Origin of the sequence: Streptomyces sp. NBC_00012 (genome assembly GCF_045040875.1) — a bacterium.
GTDB lineage: Bacteria > Actinomycetota > Actinomycetes > Streptomycetales > Streptomycetaceae > Streptomyces.
In genome coordinates this window covers 6,117,343-6,133,847 of record NZ_CP108309.1, presented here as the reverse complement: position 1 = coordinate 6,133,847, position 16,505 = coordinate 6,117,343, and the positions used below count along the sequence as shown (strand labels likewise).

Annotated in this window: 15 protein-coding genes and 1 riboswitch; of the genes, 10 read left to right on the top strand and 5 right to left on the bottom strand. The window is 72.7% G+C overall.

Going from position 1 to position 16,505, the window contains the following annotated elements:
- Position 1 precedes the first annotated feature (1 nt).
- Positions 2–805 carry a 3-hydroxybutyrate dehydrogenase gene (locus OHA19_RS28135; RefSeq protein ID WP_405712223.1) on the bottom strand — a complete coding sequence of 268 codons (804 nt, stop codon included), beginning with the start codon at positions 803–805 and terminating at the stop codon, positions 2–4.
- A 295-nt stretch (positions 806–1,100) separates the two neighbouring features.
- On the opposite strand from OHA19_RS28135, the gene OHA19_RS28130 reads away from it, so the two are divergent.
- Positions 1,101–2,570, top strand: coding sequence for a PHB depolymerase family esterase (locus OHA19_RS28130; RefSeq protein WP_405712225.1), 1,470 nt, complete (start codon positions 1,101–1,103; stop codon positions 2,568–2,570).
- Positions 2,571–2,798: 228 nt separating this feature from the next.
- Here OHA19_RS28130 and OHA19_RS28125 read toward each other — a convergent pair whose 3' ends face one another.
- Complete coding sequence (locus OHA19_RS28125; protein ID WP_405752072.1) at positions 2,799–3,539, bottom strand: class I SAM-dependent DNA methyltransferase; 741 nt, start codon at positions 3,537–3,539, stop codon at positions 2,799–2,801.
- A 188-nt stretch (positions 3,540–3,727) separates the two neighbouring features.
- On the opposite strand from OHA19_RS28125, the gene OHA19_RS28120 reads away from it, so the two are divergent.
- A complete protein-coding gene (locus tag OHA19_RS28120) occupies positions 3,728–4,063 on the top strand; it encodes a hypothetical protein (RefSeq protein ID WP_405712229.1) in 336 nt (111 codons plus the stop codon).
- A 149-nt stretch (positions 4,064–4,212) separates the two neighbouring features.
- Here the strand turns inward: OHA19_RS28120 and OHA19_RS28115 are convergent, their stop codons facing one another.
- Both OHA19_RS28115 and OHA19_RS28110 read right to left on the bottom strand, forming a co-directional pair.
- Entirely contained in the window at positions 4,213–4,446 is a 234-nt protein-coding gene (locus tag OHA19_RS28115) for a ferredoxin (RefSeq protein ID WP_405712230.1), read from the bottom strand.
- On the bottom strand, positions 4,446–5,906 hold the full coding sequence (locus OHA19_RS28110; RefSeq protein WP_405712232.1) for an aldehyde dehydrogenase: 1,461 nt from the start codon (positions 5,904–5,906) through the stop codon (positions 4,446–4,448). Before OHA19_RS28110 ends, OHA19_RS28115 begins: the two co-directional genes overlap by 1 nt.
- 264 nt (positions 5,907–6,170) lie before the next feature.
- Between OHA19_RS28110 and OHA19_RS28105 the strand changes: the two genes are divergently transcribed.
- From OHA19_RS28105 to OHA19_RS28070, 8 genes are all read left to right on the top strand, one after another.
- The gene (locus tag OHA19_RS28105) at positions 6,171–7,211 is read left to right on the top strand and encodes an MBL fold metallo-hydrolase (RefSeq protein WP_405712233.1); all 1,041 of its coding nucleotides are present in this window, start codon (positions 6,171–6,173) and stop codon (positions 7,209–7,211) included.
- A 161-nt stretch (positions 7,212–7,372) separates the two neighbouring features.
- Positions 7,373–7,508: riboswitch (cobalamin riboswitch) on the top strand.
- A gap of 109 nt (positions 7,509–7,617) precedes the next feature.
- The gene (locus OHA19_RS28100; RefSeq protein ID WP_405712235.1) at positions 7,618–8,904 is read left to right on the top strand and encodes a prenyltransferase/squalene oxidase repeat-containing protein; all 1,287 of its coding nucleotides are present in this window, start codon (positions 7,618–7,620) and stop codon (positions 8,902–8,904) included.
- Positions 8,901–9,587: an SCO2322 family protein gene (locus OHA19_RS28095; protein WP_405712237.1), complete on the top strand. Its 687-nt coding sequence runs from the start codon at positions 8,901–8,903 to the stop codon at positions 9,585–9,587. The genes OHA19_RS28100 and OHA19_RS28095 overlap by 4 nt, the downstream gene beginning before the upstream one ends.
- A complete protein-coding gene (locus tag OHA19_RS28090) occupies positions 9,584–10,753 on the top strand; it encodes an energy-coupling factor transporter transmembrane component T (protein ID WP_405712238.1) in 1,170 nt (389 codons plus the stop codon). The genes OHA19_RS28095 and OHA19_RS28090 overlap by 4 nt, the downstream gene beginning before the upstream one ends.
- Positions 10,750–12,462, top strand: a complete 1,713-nt coding sequence (locus OHA19_RS28085) for an ABC transporter ATP-binding protein (RefSeq protein WP_405712240.1) — start codon at positions 10,750–10,752, stop codon at positions 12,460–12,462. Before OHA19_RS28090 ends, OHA19_RS28085 begins: the two co-directional genes overlap by 4 nt.
- Positions 12,459–13,277, top strand: coding sequence for an ECF transporter S component (locus OHA19_RS28080; RefSeq protein WP_405712242.1), 819 nt, complete (start codon positions 12,459–12,461; stop codon positions 13,275–13,277). The genes OHA19_RS28085 and OHA19_RS28080 overlap by 4 nt, the downstream gene beginning before the upstream one ends.
- 314 nt (positions 13,278–13,591) lie before the next feature.
- A complete protein-coding gene (locus OHA19_RS28075) occupies positions 13,592–14,032 on the top strand; it encodes a transglycosylase SLT domain-containing protein (protein WP_405712244.1) in 441 nt (146 codons plus the stop codon).
- Positions 14,033–14,292: 260 nt separating this feature from the next.
- A complete protein-coding gene (locus OHA19_RS28070) occupies positions 14,293–15,114 on the top strand; it encodes a hypothetical protein (protein WP_405712246.1) in 822 nt (273 codons plus the stop codon).
- A gap of 92 nt (positions 15,115–15,206) precedes the next feature.
- Here the strand turns inward: OHA19_RS28070 and OHA19_RS28065 are convergent, their stop codons facing one another.
- Positions 15,207–16,493: an alpha/beta hydrolase gene (locus tag OHA19_RS28065; RefSeq protein WP_405712248.1), complete on the bottom strand. Its 1,287-nt coding sequence runs from the start codon at positions 16,491–16,493 to the stop codon at positions 15,207–15,209.
- Positions 16,494–16,505: the final 12 nt, after the last annotated feature.

The window sequence follows — 16,505 nt, the reverse complement described above, 5'->3', positions numbered from 1 at the left end:
GTCAGTTGGCGGTCCAGCCGCCGTCCATGGAGAGCGAGGTTCCGGTGATGTGCCCGGTGCGCGGCCCGCAGAGCCACAGCACGGCCTCGGCCACATCGTCGGGCTCGATCAGCCTCTTGATCGCGCTGCGTTCCAGCATGACCCGGCCCACCACCTCCTCCTCGGAGATGCCGTGCGCACGGGCCTGGTCCGCGATCTGGTTCTCGACCAGCGGGGTGCGTACGTAGCCGGGGCAGACGCAGTTGCTCGTCACCCCGTGCTCCGCCGCTTCGAGCGCGACCACCTTGCTGAGTCCCTCCAGTGCGTGTTTGGCCGTGACATAGGCCGATTTGTAGGGGCTGGCCCGCAGTCCGTGCACCGACGAGATGTTGACCACGCGCCCCCAGCCGCGTTCGTACATGCCCGGCAGGGTCCGGCGCAAGATGCGGAACGGTGCCTCCACCATGACGCGCTGGATCAGCGCGAAGCGGTCCGGCGGGAATTCATGCACGGGCGCGACGTGCTGGAACCCGGCGTTGTTGACCACGATGTCCGCGTCGTCGGGCAGGGTGTCCACCGCGTCGGGGACGGCGAGATCGATCACCCACGCCGTCCCGCCGATCGCCTCCGCCAGGCTCTTCGCCGCTTCGGCGGCCTTGTCCACCACATGCACATGGGCGCCGGACGCCGCCAGGGCCTGTGCGCAGGCCCGCCCGATACCGCTCGCGGCGCCGGTCACCAGAGCGGTGCGCCCGGCGAGTGGGGTCGCGGGGGGCGGGAGGGTGAGCGGGGCGGGCCCGGGGTCCGGGCACTGAGGAGTCTCCATGGCCGTCACCGTAAGGAGGCCGGGGCCCACGTCACACGGGGTCGGCGCACACACCGTCACACACCGGCATGGTGGCGGCGTACATGGGGCGGTCCGGCGGCGGGCCGGCGGTGCGCCGGGGCGGGCGCCGCCCGGCAGGCGGCAGTTCGACGACAGGCCCGGGGGCGCAACGGCGGTGCCGCACACAGCCCGGGGCGGGCAGTGTCCGCCTGGCCCATGGGCGCGGGCTCCCCCGCCCCCTAGCGTCCGCACCGCGGTTCCCCCAGGAGCCGAACACCCCCACAGGGAGGCACCCGTGCGCCCATCGATCCTGCGACGCCTGCTCCGGCGCGTCGCCTCCACCGCCGCTCTCGCCCTCGTCGCGGCGACGCTGAGCACGGCCGCGGCGGTACAGCCGGCCGCGGCCGCCGGCGGTCTGCAACAGGTCACCGGCTTCGGCTCGAACCCCGGCAACCTCCAGATGTACGAGTACGCCCCCGCGTCCCTGCCGGCCAACGCGCCGCTGGTCGTCGCGCTGCACGGCTGTACGCAGACCGCGAACGACTACTACGCCTCGTCGGGCTGGCCGAAGTACGCCGACCTGTGGGGCTTCGCCGTGGTCTTCCCGCAGACCTCGGCCGCCAACAACGCGCTGTCCTGCTTCGGCTGGTTCGATCCGGCCGAGGACAGCAGGGACCGGGGCGAGGCCGCCTCGATCGTGCAGATGGTGGAGTACGCGAAGCAGCGGTACGGCTCGGACGGCCGCCGGGTGTACGTCACCGGCCTCTCGGCGGGCGGCGGCATGACGGCCGACCTGCTGGCCGCCTACCCGGACGTGTTCGCGGGCGGCTCCGTGGCCTCGGGCCTGCCCGCCCAGTGCGCGACGAGTCAGGCGGGCGCGTCCGGCTGCCAGACCGGACCGCAGAAGCTGACGCCCGCGCAGTGGGGCGACAAGGTGCGCGGCGCCCACCCCGGGTACGCGGGGCCCTGGCCCCGGGTGGCGATCTGGCAGGGCACCGCCGACTACACCGTGTATCCCGCCAACGCCACGGCCCTGCGCGACCAGTGGACGGACGTCTGGGGCATCGGCCAGACCCCGTCGGCCACCGACAGCCTCCCCGGCAACACCACGCGCAGCGTGTACGACGACGCCTCGGGCGATCCCGCGGTGGTGACGTACTCCGTCTCCGGCATGGGCCACGGTCTGGCCGTGAGCCCCGGCTCGGGCGCCGAGCAGTGCGGGGCGACGGCCGCGTACTTCCTGAGCGCCATCTGCTCGACGTACCACACCGGCGTCTTCTGGGGCCTGGACCGGGACGTTCCCGGCGGTGGGGGCCAGCTGCCCGCCCCGACCGGACTGCGGGTCACGGGCGTCACGGCGGACAGTGTCTCGCTGTCCTGGGACGCGGTGGCGGGCGCGGGCTCGTACGCGGTGCACCGCGACGGCACGAAGGTCGCCACCGCCACCTCCACCTCGTACACGGACCCGGGTCTCACCGCCGGCACGGCGTACCGCTACACGGTGACGGCGCTCGACGGATCGGGCACTCCCGGCACCGCCTCGCCCCAGGTGACGGCGACCACGACCGGCGGCGCCCCGGCGCGGTGCTTCACGGCGACCAACTACGCGCAGGTGGCGGCGGGCCGGGCCCGCACGGCGGGCGGATACGTGTACGCCAACGGCTCGGACCAGAACATGGGCCTGTACAACGTCTTCGTCACCCACACCCTGCGGGAGTCGCCGCCGGGATACTTCGTGATCGCGGACACGGGGTGCGCGGCCTGAGGGACGTCCCGTGCCCGGCCCCGGGTGTGCGGCCCGAGGGGCGCGCCCGTGGGGCGCCCGGCAGTGTGTTTCGGCCTCGTTTCCGAGGAATCCTTGGTCAGAGGTTGAACATTTCGCACCTGTTGGTTGACCGATTGTTTGACGGAACAGGGCAGTTGGAGCCGCATGCTTCCGCCCGGCGGGAATTTCGGGACGGGCGCGGCCCGTTCGGCGGCCCGGTGGCCGGCCTCAGGCCGGCTTGCGCCATACGGAGATGTGCTTCGTGGAGTCCTGGGTGAACGGCGCCCCGTCCCAGTCGGCGACGCGGCGTTCCGGTTCGAGCCCCGCGATCCGCGCCATCAGGTCGAGCTCCGCGGGCCAGGCGTACCGGTGCCGGGAGTCGCTGCGGCGGTAGCGGCCGTCGTCGCCGTCGCGGGTGAAATGGTGCGAGACGAGAATCTGCTCGACCAGGTCGGAGGTGTCGAAGCCGAGATGCCGCTCGGAGACGTCGAACGGCACCGCGACCTGGCCGGGCGGCAGGAACCGCAGTGGCGGCACACCCAGCTCGATGACGAATCGGCCACCGGGCTCCAGATGACGTGCGGCGTTGCGGAAACATTCGACCTGCTCGTCCTGCGTGAGCAGGTTCGTGATGGTGTTGTAGACGAGATAGACCAGGGTGAACTTTCCGGGGACGACGGTGGTGGCCATGTCCCCGACGGACACCGGAAGCGCGCCCTCGTCGATCTTGCGCCGCAGCACCGCCGCCATGTGCTCGGACAGTTCGATGCCCACCACCGGAACGCCGCGTTCCCTGAGTGGCACGCCCACTCGTCCGGTCCCGATGGCGAACTCCAGCGCCCGGCCGTTTCCGGCGAGCTCCGCCAGAAAGGCGAGCGCCGGTTCGAGAAAGGCGGCCGAGGATTTCTCCGCCTCCTCGGCGTCGTAGCGGTCGGCGGTCGCAAAGGTCCACATTTCACTGCTCGTCACGGGCGGCTATTTTGCCGGACACCGAGAGGCACTGTCGAGGCATTTACCGCAGGCCCGGCCGGACGCGAACGCACCGCCTCCGGCCGTCGGCACCCCGGCCGCCACTGGAAGCCCATGTCCGCCCGTACCGCCCATATCGGCTGTGCCGACGGGCGACGTTAGACTGCACTTCCGGAAACTCGACACACATGGACGCATTCATGATAATTGCTGTAGCCATTTCCGTCATCATCACCGTGGGCGTCATTTCCTACATCGTTCACCTCTTCCGCCGCGACCATATGATCCGATGGCACGGGCGGGATGTTCTGGCCCTGGTGGAGGACGTTCGTTATGTCAGTTCGAATGATGGCGGATCCACCACGATAAAATATCGACTCTCCTGGCAGGAGGACGGCGAAACCAAATACGTGGAAGGCAGGGACACCATTCCCGCCTTTTACTCGTCCAGGGTACAAAAAGGCTGCGAGATCGATATCAAGTACCTGGACGACGACCATCTTCATTTCGTCTTCGATAAGTAGACCGGGCGCGAACGGCGTTGGTGCGGGGAATTTCCGCCGCATGCACGGACGCCGGGCCCGGGAACGCCGATGCCTGCCGGGCGTCGAACCGACCGGCAGGCAAACAGGCAGGCAGAAGTCGGACGCGGCTACGGAACAGCCCTCAGCCCTCAGTCCTCCGGCGGGAAGACGACCTCCCCCGTCCCGATCAGCGTGATCGTGATCGCCTCGACCGGGCACCCCTCGGCAGCCACCAGGACCTTCTCGTCGGCGTCGGTCTCCGGGGCCGCCGGGCGCGACTGCCGGGCGGAGTCCAGTGCGAATCGGCCCGGCGCGTGGTTCAGGCACATCCCGGAGCCGATGCAGATGCGCCGGTCGACCTCGACGGTCCAGCGGTCCCCCATCACGCCCCCTCGTATCCGGCCGGCAGGTGGATCATCTTGTGCTCGAAGTACTCGCCGTACCCCTCGGGCCCGAACTCCCGTCCCAGGCCGGAGTTCTTGTACCCGCCGAACGGGCCGAGCATGTCGAGACTGAAGGTGTTCACGCTGTACGTACCCGTCCTGACCCGGCGGGCGATGTCGATGCCGCGTTCGGTGTCGGCGGTCCAGACGCTGCCGCTGAGGCCGTATTCGGAGTCGTTGGCGATCCGTACGGCCTCGTCCTCGTCGCCGTACGGCAGCAGGCAGATGACGGGCCCGAAGATCTCCTCGCGGGCGATGCGCATGGAGTTGTCCACGTCGCCGAAGAGGGTCGGTTCGACGTACCAGCCCCGCTCCTGGGACGCCGGGCGACCGCCGCCGGTGAGGATCTTGGCTCCCTCGTCCTGACCGATCCGGATGTAGTCGAGCGAGCGCCGCTGCTGGCGCTGCGCGACCAGCGGCCCCAGCTCGGTGGCCGGGTCGAGCGGGTCGCCGACCTTCAGCGCACCCGCCGCGGCGGCGAACGCCTCGGCCGTCTCGTCGTAGCGGGAGCGCGGCACGAGGATGCGGGTCTGGGCCACGCACGCCTGGCCGTTGATCATCCAGGCGAAGGGGACGATGCCCGCGACGGCGGTGTCCAGATCGGCGTCGGGGAGGATCACGGCGGCGGACTTGCCGCCCAACTCCAGTGTGACCCGGGTGAGATTGCGGGAGGCGACCTCCATCACCCGCCGCCCGGCGGCCACCGACCCGGTGAACGACACCTTGTCGACGCCGGGATGCCCGACCAGGTACTCGCTGACCTCGCGGTCGGCCGGGAGGATGGAGAGCACGCCCTCCGGCAGCCCCGCCTCGGCGGCGATCTCGGCCAGGATGTAGGCGTCCAGCGGAGATTCGGGCGAGACCTTGAGCACGGCTGAGCAGCCGGCCAGCAGCGCGGGCGCGAGTTTGGCGGCGGCGGTGAACTGCGGGACGTTCCACGGCACCACGGCCGCGACCACCCCGACCGGCTCCCGGCGCACCAGCAGCGGCCCGAGCGCCCCGGTCCGCCGCTCCTCGTACGCGAAGTCGCGGGCGACGGTGATCGCCGAGTCCCACACCATCATCGCGGCGAGCGCCTGCACCATGACGCTCGACGTGTACGGGGTGCCGTTCTCCGAGCTGATGACCCGGGCGATCTCCTCGTACCGCACGGCGAACGCGTCCTTGATCCTGGTCACCACCGCGATCCGCTCGTCCAGGGTCATCCGGGGCCACGGCCCCTCGTCGAACGCCCGCCGCCCGGCGGCGACGGCCGCGTCCACATCCGCCTCACAGGCGTGCGGCACCCGGCCGATGACCTCTTCGGTGTGGGGCGAGACGACCTCGATCGTGTCCCGGCCCAGCGGATCGACCAACTCCCCGCCGATGAACAGTTTTCCGTGTTCGACAAGCTCGGTCATGGCTGCTGCCTCCCGCGGCCCGGCGCGTTGCCCGAATCGGCATCCGGCTCGACATCCGACTCTGGATCTCTGACTCTACATCTGACTGTGCGTCAGAACTGATACCAGTTCCAGTTCCAGGAGTCCACAGCCGCGACAACACCCCGAACCAGATGGTCGACCGGGGCTACTACTGGAACAAGTTCTCGTTACAGTGGGCGCGGTGCACCCAGCAGTGGGCGCGACGCGCCACGGCCGCACGTCGCCGAGAGAGATGGGGTCCTCATGACGCAGGTGACCGACCACGGCGGGGGCGTGCACAGCATCAAGGTGCCCATCCCGGACAATCCGCTCGGCCACACCCTCGTGCACGTCCTGGACACCGATCGGGGACCGGTCCTGATCGACACCGGATGGGACGACCCCGAGGCCTGGGACACGCTCGTAGCCGGACTCGCCGCCGTCGGCACGGAAATGGCCGACATCCACGGTGTGGTCATCACCCACCACCACCCCGACCACCACGGGCTCTCCGGGCAGGTGCGCGAGGCCTCCGGGGCCTGGATCGCCATGCACGCGGCGGACACCGCGATCGTGCGCCGTACCCGGGAGTCCGAACCCGGCAGGTGGCTGACGTATCTCGCGGCCAAGCTCACCGCGGTCGGGGCGCCCGAGGAGCATCTCGCGCCGTTGCGGGCCGCCGCGGCCGACGGGGGCAGGATGCGGACGCTGCCGGGGCTGCGGGCCGCGCTTCCGGACCGGGAGATCGTGCCCGGTGAGCTGCTCGATCTGGCGGGGCGCAGGCTGCGGGCGATCTGGACGCCGGGGCACACGCCGGGGCATGTGTGCCTGCACCTGGAGGAGGCGCACCCGGGCAACCTGCCGGGCCGGGGGCGGCTCTTCTCGGGGGATCACCTGCTGCCGGGGATCAGCCCGCACATCGGGCTGTACGAGGACCCGGACGACGCCACGGTCACCGACCCCCTCGGCGACTACCTCGACTCCCTGGAGCGCATCGGCAGGCTCGGGGCCGCCGAGGTGCTGCCCGCCCATCAGTACGCCTTCGCCGATGCGACGGGGCGGGTGCGGGAGCTCCTCGGGCATCACGAGGAGCGGCTGACCGGGCTGCTCGGTCTGCTGGCCGATCCGCTGACGCCCTGGGAGCTGGCCGAGCGGATGGAGTGGAACCGGCCCTGGGAGCAGATCCCGCACGGCTCCCGGAACATCGCCGTCTCGGAGGCGGAGGCGCATCTGCGGCGGCTGGTGAAGCTCGGGCGCGCGGAGGCGGTGCCGGGGAGCGATCCGGTGACATACATCGCGGTGTGATCGGTGGCGGTCCGGTGGTGGGCGGCGCCGGGCGGGCAGTGGCCGTCCGGTGGTGTGCGGCGCCGGGCGAGTGGCGTACGTGCCTCGCTCGCACCGGTGCCGGTGATCCATGTCCCGGTGTGAGCGGGGGCGCTCCTCCCGGCCCGGAGCCCGGCCGGCGCCGCCCGGTAGAGTGTGCGGGTCGTCATCATGCCCGTTCAGGGGGAAGCCGGTGCGAATCCGGCGCTGACCACGCAGCCGTGAACCGTCTTCGCAGGCGGTGAGTCGGAATGCCCTGTCCGCGGTCGTGACCGGCTCGGACCACCGGATCCCCCGGTGGTCGGCACCGTCGAGGTATACGGAGCCGGAGCCTGGTGCCTGAGCGTGCCTGTGCCCGGTTCACCCCGCAGGAGAGGCCCCGCCCGCCATGACCGTACGTCGCAGCGCAGCAACGCTCGCCGCCACCGCCGCCGTGCTCTGCGCGGCCGCTGCGCCGGTCGCGGTGGCAGCGCCGTCCCCGTCGCCCTCGCCCTCCGTCGCGCTGCCGTCCGGGTTGTACGGCACGAAGGACCCCACCTACGACGGCGTGTGGCGGCAGTCGATGGCCTTCCTCGCCCAGCGGCTCGAAGGGGTCACCCCGGCCGCGAAGTCGGTGGACTGGCTGATCTCCCAGCAGTGCGCCGACGGCTCCTACGCCGCGTTCCGGCCGGACGCCGCCAAGCCGTGCGACGCGAAGACGGTGCGGGACACCAATGCCACCGCGGCCGCCGCCCAGGCGCTGGTCGAGGTGGGCGGGCACCGCGAGATCGTGAACAACTCGGTGCGCTGGCTGAAGTCCGTGCAGAACGAGGACGGCGGCTGGGGCTACACCGCGGGCGCGCCCAGCGACGCCAACTCCACCTCCCTGGTGATCGGCGCCCTCGCCCGGCAGGGGCAGCGGCTCGCCGACATCACGACCCCCGGTGGCAAGACGCCCTACGACCCGCTGCTCGCCCTCGCGATCCCGTGCGACGGGAAGGACGGCGGGAAGGACGGCGGCGCCTTCGCGTACCAGCCCGGCAAGAAGGGCGAGCTCGTCGCCAACGCGGACGCCACCGCGGCCGCCGTGCTCGGCACGATGGGCAAGGCGATGGCGGTCGGGAACAACGCCGCGGGCAAGGCACCGAGCTGCCGGACCGGTTCCGGCCTCACACCGGAGCAGGCCGCCCAGAACGGCGCCCACTACCTCGTCGGCGCCCTCGCCGGCAGCGACCACCTGAACCTGGCGCCGATGCCCGGTGCCACCGACACCACCCCGCAGCCCGACTTCGGCAACACCGCGGACGCGGTCGTCGCCCTGTCCGCCTCCGGCCACCAGGACAAGGCGGCCGGGGCCATCGGCTGGCTGAAGAAGAACTCCGCGGACTGGGCCGGCCAGAACGGCCCAGCCGCCTACGCCCAGCTGATCCTGGCCGCCCACGCGACCGGCGACAACGCCCGGGACTTCGGCGGCGTCGACCTGGTCGCCCGGCTGAACGCGGCCGGCCCCGAGCCCGCCGCCGTGGTGACGCCCGATCCGTCCGCCGCCACCGGGTACGAGGCCACGGAGAAGGACCAGGTCCACAGCGGCGACGACGTGATCGGGGGCGTGTGGTGGTACATCGGCATCGGCCTCGTCCTCGCCGCGATCGCGTTCTTCCTGATCAGTGGTCGCCGGAAGAACAGGCAGCTGTGAGGCGCGCGGGACGGGCCACCGCGCTGCTGGTGGCCCTGGGCGCCGTCCTTGCCGTGCTCGGCGCGGGACCGGCCCAGGCGGCCGGCTACCGGTACTGGTCGTTCTGGGACACCTACGGTTCCGGCTGGACGTACGCCACCCAGGGCCCGTCCCTGGTCCGGCCCGAGGACGGGGCGGTGCAGGGCTTCCGGTTCTCGGTGAGCGAGGACTCCCAGGACTCCGCGAAGCCGCGCCGCGCCCCCGACTTCGTAGAGATCTGCGCCGGCACCCCGCCCAAGGACGGCACCAAGCGGATCGCGCTCGTCATCGACCCGGGCACGGCCGCGGACGCCCCGGCCGGTGAGACACCGCCCGCGCCGCGTACCGCGTGTGCGCGGGTCGCCCCGGACGCGAGCGCCGCGGAGGCGCTCGCCTCGGTGGCGAAGCCACTGCGCTACAACAGCGACGCGATGCTCTGTGCGATCACCGGCTACCCGGCCTCGGGCTGCGGCGAGCAGGTCTCCGGCGACGGGAACGGGACCGGGACGCCCGCCGCGTCCTCCTCCGCTTCACCGGCCGGGTCCGCGGCCTCCACCGCCGCCGGCGGTTCCGGCGGCGGCCCGTCCGCCGGGTTGCTCGTCGGTGTCGGCGCCGTACTCCTCCTCGGCATCGCCGCGGTCGTGCGGGCCCGCCGCCGCGGATGACCGTCCAGACCAGCGGCACGGTCCTGGCGCGCCGTCGTCCGCTGCGCGCCCCCGAGGTGAACCGGAGCAACGCCCTGCCCGCCGGGGCCTGGTGGCTGTGGGCGCTCGGCCTCGCCACCGCCGCGTCCCGGACCACCAATCCGCTGCTGCTCGGGCTGCTGGTGGCGGTGGCCGGCTATGTGGTCGCCGCGCGCCGTACGGACGCGCCGTGGGCCCGTTCGTACGGGGCGTTCATCCGGATCGGGCTGTTCGTCGTCGGTGTGCGGCTGGTCTTCTCCGTCTTCCTCGGTTCGCCGATCCCCGGTACCCACACGGTGTTCACGCTCCCCGAGGTGCCCCTGCCCGACTGGGCGAAGGGGGTCAGGATCGGCGGCCGGGTCACCACCGAGCAGCTGGTCTTCGCGCTGTACGACGGGGCGAAGCTGGCCACGCTGCTGATCTGTGTCGGGGCGGCGAACTCGCTCGCCAACCCGGCCCGGCTGCTGAAGTCGCTGCCCGGTGCGCTGTACGAGGCGGGGGTCGCCGTCGTCGTCGCGATGACGTTCGCGCCGAACATGGTCGCCGATGTGATGCGGCTGCGCACCGCGCGGCGGCTGCGGGGCCGTCCGACCGGCGGTATCAAGGCGGTCCTCCAGATCGGGCTGCCGGTCCTGGAGGGCGCGCTGGAGCGGTCGGTCGCGGTGGCCGCGTCTATGGACGCGCGCGGCTACGGGCGCACCGCCCAGGTCCCGGCCGCCGTCCGCCGCACCACGAACCTCCTCACGCTCGGCGGGCTGCTCGGGGTGTGCGCCGGTACGTACGGGCTGCTGGCCGCGCAGGGCGCGGTGTACGGGCTGCCGCTGCTGATCGCCGGGCTCGCCGCCGCGCTGGCCGGGCTGCGGCTCGGCGGGGCCCGTTCGGTCCGTACCCGCTACCGGCCCGACCGGTGGGGCGCGCGGGCCTGGCTGGTGGCGGGTTCGGGTGTCGCGGTGGCGGTGGCGATGATCTGGGCGGGCGGTGTCGACGAGGCGGCGCTGCACCCCGGGGTCGTGCCGCTGGTCGCGCCGGTGCTTCCGCTGTGGCCCGCGGCGGCGGTGCTGATCGGGCTGCTGCCCGCGGTGGTGGCGCCGGTGCCGCCGGTGGCGGGTGCGCCGGTGGGTGCGCCGAATTCCAAGGAGATCCAGTGATCCGGTTCGAGCAGGTCTCGGTGCGGTACGAGGGGACGGAGCGCCCCACCCTGTCCGGGGTCGATCTGACCGTGCCCGAGGGCGAGCTGGTGCTGCTCGTCGGCCCGTCCGGGGTCGGCAAGTCGACGCTGCTGGGTGCCGTTTCCGGTCTGGTGCCGCACTTCACCGGCGGCACGCTGAGCGGCCGGGTCACGGTCGACGGGCGCGACACCCGTACCCACAAACCACGCGAACTCGCCGATCTGGTCGGCACGGTGGGCCAGGACCCGCTCTCCCACTTCGTCACCGACACGGTCGAGGACGAGCTGGCGTACGGCATGGAGTCGCTGGGACTGGCCCCCGACGTGATGCGGCGGCGGGTCGAGGAGACCTTGGACCTGCTGGGGCTCGCCGAGCTGCGCGACCGGCCGATCGCCACGCTCTCCGGCGGTCAGCAGCAACGGGTGGCGATCGGCTCCGTCCTCACCCCGCACCCGAAGGTCCTGGTCCTCGACGAGCCGACGTCCGCGCTGGACCCGGCGGCTGCCGAGGAGGTCCTCGCCGTGCTGCAACGGCTGGTGCACGACCTGGGTACGACGGTCCTGATGGCGGAGCACCGGCTGGAGCGGGTGGTGCAGTACGCGGACCGGGTCGTCCTGCTGCCCTCGCCGGGCGCCGCCCCGGTCATGGGCGCGCCCGCGGACATCATGGCCGTCTCCCCGGTCCACCCGCCGGTCGTCGCGCTGGGCCGGCTGGCGGGCTGGGATCCGCTGCCGCTCTCGGTCCGCGATGCCCGGCGCCGGGCGGCGGACCTGCGTGAACGGCTCGCGTCCGGGCGGCCGCCCGCCCCGGAGCCGACGGCCGCTCCCGCCCCGGTGCCCCTGGCCCCCTCCCCCGTGCGGCGCGGCGCGCTGGCCCGGCTGCTGGGGCGCGGCGCCCGAACCACCGAGCTCCCCGAGTCCGTCGCCGACGCCCCCGCCCGGGCCGAACGGCTCGGCGTACGGCGCGGGCGCGTCGAGGCGCTGCGCCGGGTGACGCTCACCGTCGCCCCCGGCGAGACCGTCGCCCTGATGGGCCGCAACGGCGCGGGCAAGTCCACCCTGCTCGCCACTCTCGTCGGCATGGTCGAGCCCACCACCGGCACCGTCCTCGTCGGCGGCCGGACCCCGCACCGCACCCCGCCGCGCGAGATGGTGCGCCGGGTCGGGCTCGTACCGCAGGAACCGCGCGATCTGCTGTACGCGGACACCGTCGCCGCCGAGTGCGCCGCGGCGGACAGCGATGCGGGCGCCGCCCCCGGCAGCTGCCGGGCCCTGGTCTCCGAGCTGCTGCCCGGCGTACCGGACGACACCCATCCCCGTGATCTCTCCGAGGGCCAGCGCCTCGCGCTCGCCCTGGCCGTGGTGCTCACCGCGCGGCCCCCGCTGCTGCTCCTGGACGAACCGACCCGTGGCCTGGACTACGCGGCGAAGGCCCGGCTGGTCGGGGTGCTCCGCGGCCTCGCGGCCGAGGGCCACGCGATCGTGCTGGCCACGCACGACGTGGAGCTCGCGGCGGAGCTGGCGCACCGGGTGGTGATCCTCGCCGACGGGGAGGTCGTCGCGGACGGGGAGACCCGGCAGGTGGTGGTCTCGTCCCCGGCGTTCGCCCCGCAGACCGCGAAGATCCTCGCCCCGCAGGAATGGCTGACCGTGGCCCAGGTGCGCGCCGCGCTGGGAGACCCGTCATGAGCGGGCGCCAGGCGCGGCCGGTGCGGCTCGGGCCGCGTGCGATGGCCGCGCTCGTCATCGTCAGCGCGATCGGCGTGGTCGCGTTCGGCTGGCCGCTGCTGGCCGGGCCCGGTGCCGGTCTTGCGCACTCGCAGGACGCGCCGTGGCTGTTCGCCGCGCTGCTGCCGCTGCTGGTCGGTGTGGTCGTCGCGACGATCGCGGACTCCGGTCTGGACGCGAAGGCGGTGGCGATGCTGGGGGTGCTGGCCGCGGTCGGCGCGGCGCTGCGCCCGCTGGGGGCGGGCACGGCCGGGCTGGAGCCGATGTTCTTCCTGATGGTGCTGAGCGGCCGGGTGCTGGGGCCGGGCTTCGGCTTCGTGCTCGGCTCGGTGACGATGTTCGCCTCCGCGCTGCTCACCGGGGGGGTGGGGCCGTGGATGCCGTTCCAGATGCTGTCGATGGGCTGGTTCGCGATGGGCGCGGGCCTGCTGCCGGGACCGGACCGGCTGCGCGGCCGGGCCGAGCTGCTGATGCTGGCGGGGTTCGGCTTCGTGGCGTCGTTCGCGTACGGCACGGTGATGAACCTGTACGGCTGGACGATCGTGCCCCCGGCCGGCTCGGGCGTCTCGTTCCACGCGGGGGACCCGCTGACCGACAACCTGGTCCGCTTCCTCGCGTACTGCGCGGCCACCTCACTCGGCTGGGACCTGGGCCGGGCGGTGCTCACCGCGGTGCTGACGCTGGCCGTCGGTCCGGCGCTGCTGAAGGCACTGCGCCGGGCCGTCCGCCGCGCCAACTTCGAGGCCCAGGTCACATTTGACGCTCCTCGCGAGTGAGGGCTCCCACAGGACCTTTGTCCTCGACTATGCGGCGTAGTAGCCGAATCCTCGGGCGCACGGCCCGCCCGGCACCCCTTCCGACGTGCGCCGGCGCCGCCCGGACGGCGCCGGAGCCGGCCGGGGCCTCCGTGGCTGGGTACGAGGCGGGCTCGTACCCGGGGTCGTTGCCATGGCTGAACGCCGCCGCTAACACTGGATGAGTCGCCGAGCACCGCTGGGTCCGCCGAACCGGACCGCGGTCGAGGAAGACCGGTCCACCGTACGATCCGGACCGGCCCGCGACTCCCCCGTACCCGACGTCAGGACTCTCTGTGTCGTTCGCCCGTAGCATCCTCGCCAAGCCCCGCACCGCCCGCCGCAAGTCCGCCGTCGCCGGCGCCGCCGTACTCCTCGGCGCCACCGGCCTGGGCCTCGGCGTCACCCCGGCCATGGCCGCTCCGGCCGCCGCGCCGACATCCGTCCCGGCGGGCGCGCAGGCCACGGCGAGGGCGATGATCGGCGACGCCGCGCAGTTCCAGTGCTTCAGCAACATCGTCCAGCACGAGAGCGGCTGGAACCCCAGCGCGACCAACGCCTCCTCCGGCGCCTACGGTCTCGTGCAGGCCCTGCCCGGCTCGAAGATGGCCTCCGCCGGTGCCGACTGGAAGACCAACCCGACCACCCAGATCAAGTGGGGCATGGACTACATGAACTCCCGCTACGGCAGCCCGTGCGGCGCCTGGTCGTTCTGGCAGGCCAACCACTGGTACTGAGCCGACCAGCGATACCGGGCCGGCCGGCGGTACTGAGCCGACGGCTCGTACGCAGGCCCGCGCGAAGGCCCCGACCACCGGTCGGGGCCTTCGTCGTGTCCGGCCCCGGCCCCGGCTTCGGCTCCTGCTCCTGCCCTCCCACCCGCCCGAGCAGATAGGGCACTTCATATCACTTGGCCAACTTAATTACTCGTTAGTCCATCTAGGCGCATTTGGCTCGCCCGTCCGTTCCCAGCGGCGACCGGCGCGTTGTCCCTTCCGTGGAACCACGAGAATTCTGGGAGCGGAACACCGTCCTGGCGGAAGCTTTCTGCGCCAGCGACGAACGCATGCGCCGCGCACAGGCGCTGCTGGACGAGACACAGGCGGAGCGGAGCCGCACGCTGGCCGCTTTCGCCGTCACGGTCGGCGACGACGGTTCGATCGCGGACTTGATGGGCCTGAACGAACGCGAAGTGCGATTAGCACGACGCACCGTCGGCCGCAGCGACGCACGATCCCTTGCCGAAAAACTCCTGAACCAGAACAAGTCGGCGGCGGGCAAACCGTCGGGGACGCCGTCCGCCGCGCCGGAACACCTCCAGCCGCGCCCGGCCGACAAGAGCCCCGCGCCGCCGGACACCCCGAAGCCCGTCCCGCCCCGGGCACCGACGGTGACCGTGACCGCGGCCGCGCCCCCAGTCCCGGCCGCGCCCCCGCCAACGCCGCCGCCCCCTGCGTCGGTTCCGGCTCCGACACTGACACCGGCTCCGGCTCCGGCGACAACCGGGGTCCTGGCCTACATCCCGTCACCGGCTCCGCCCGCCGAGGTGGAGCACACCGTCGTCTGGTCGCAGAGCATGGATTCCGTGCTGCTGTGGAGCTGGGAATCCGGCCTCGATCTGCAGACGGTGGCCGCCGAACTCGGCCTGGACGTCCGGGCGCTGCTGATGCGCGTACAGGAACTCGCCAACGACGGGCTGCTCACGCTCGCGACCCCGGTCGCGGACGTCGGGCGGTCCGGGCGCCACCGCCGCCACGAGGAGGGATACGCCTCACTGTTCAGCCCCACCGCCACCTTCCCCACCCACGTGCCGTACTGAGGCACGCACCTCCGTCGCCCCGGCGACGCGGCCCCGGCCGGCGGACCGGCCGGGGTTCCCCCCACTTCTCCCGCCCCGCGGGCCCGGCGCGCTCAGCGTCGCGCGGCCACCGTGTCGAACCAGCGGACGATCTGCGGACCCGACTTCATGTACGTGGCGTTGTGGTCGGCCCCGCCCTGGTCGATCACCGGGGCTTCGACGCCCCGCGCTGCCAGATCGGCGGCGCAGCTACGGGCGTTGGCGATCGGGACGTCGGTGTCGCCGGACGAGGAGTAGAGCCGCACCGGAACGTCCGGCTTCCAGGCGCAGTTGCCGTCCTGGGCGCGTGCCGCGGCCAGCAGGCCGCCGGTGGGGTGCTGGAGCCGGCGGTAGAAGTCGTCGGTGAGCAGCTCCTTCAGCGTCGCGGGCAGGGCCGGGATGATCTCCTCCTCGCTGTGGTTGGTGTCGAAGAGGTCGTCCACGACGGCGGCGTACGGCTTCCGGAACGCCTCGGCGGGGTCCTTGTAGAGCGGGTGCAGCCTGCTCTGCGCGGTGAGGTAGTACGACATGTAGAAGACGGCGCTGGTGTCGTTGACCCTGCCGTCGAACAGGGCGGGCGTCTCCGCGTGCTCGATGTCGTACGGGCCCGATACCGGGGCGAGCGCCCGGAGCCTGAAGTGCCGGTCCGCGCCGTCGCCGAGCGCCTTGCCCAGGGCCATCGCGACCTGGCCGCCCTGGGAGAAGCCACTGGCGTACACATCGCCGGTGAGCGGCCGGTCCAGGCGCCGCGCGGCGGTGCGTGCGGCCCGAAGCATGTCGACGGAGGCGGTGACGGACGACTTGGTGTCCATGTACGGGTGGCGTCCGGGCCCCTTGCCGAGGCCCAGGTAGTCGGGCGCGGCGACGGCACGGCCCGCCGAGGCGTGGAGGTACGGGGCGAAGCGGCCGAAGTCCTCGCCGACGGAGGGTGCGTAGTCGCGGTGGGCCATGGTGCCGTGGGTGTCGGAGACCAGGTCGAGACGGTGCGGGCCGCCCTTGGGCAGGGCGAGGAGACCGGTCGCGGTGGTCGGTGCGCCCTGCGGGGTGACCGTGCGGTAGGTGAGGCGGTAGGCGCGCAGTCCATGGTGGACGGTACCGGTGTCCATGCCGCCCGCGGCGAGGAACCGGGCGACCTCCGCGCGGTCGAGGTCGGCCACGGGGGTAATGCCCAGCAGGGCTCCTCTGCCGTGCGCGATGCGCGGCTCCGACGCCCCGGGGGCCCCGACGAGCTGCTGTGCCACGGCCGGTGCGACACCGAGGGCGGCCAGGACCATCACCGCGGCGGCCGCCGCCGTCCGGCGGGCGATGCGTCGCCGCTTGCGCGAAGTCCGGTTGGCCGTACGGCTTTTGTCGTTTTCCATGGCCACGACGCT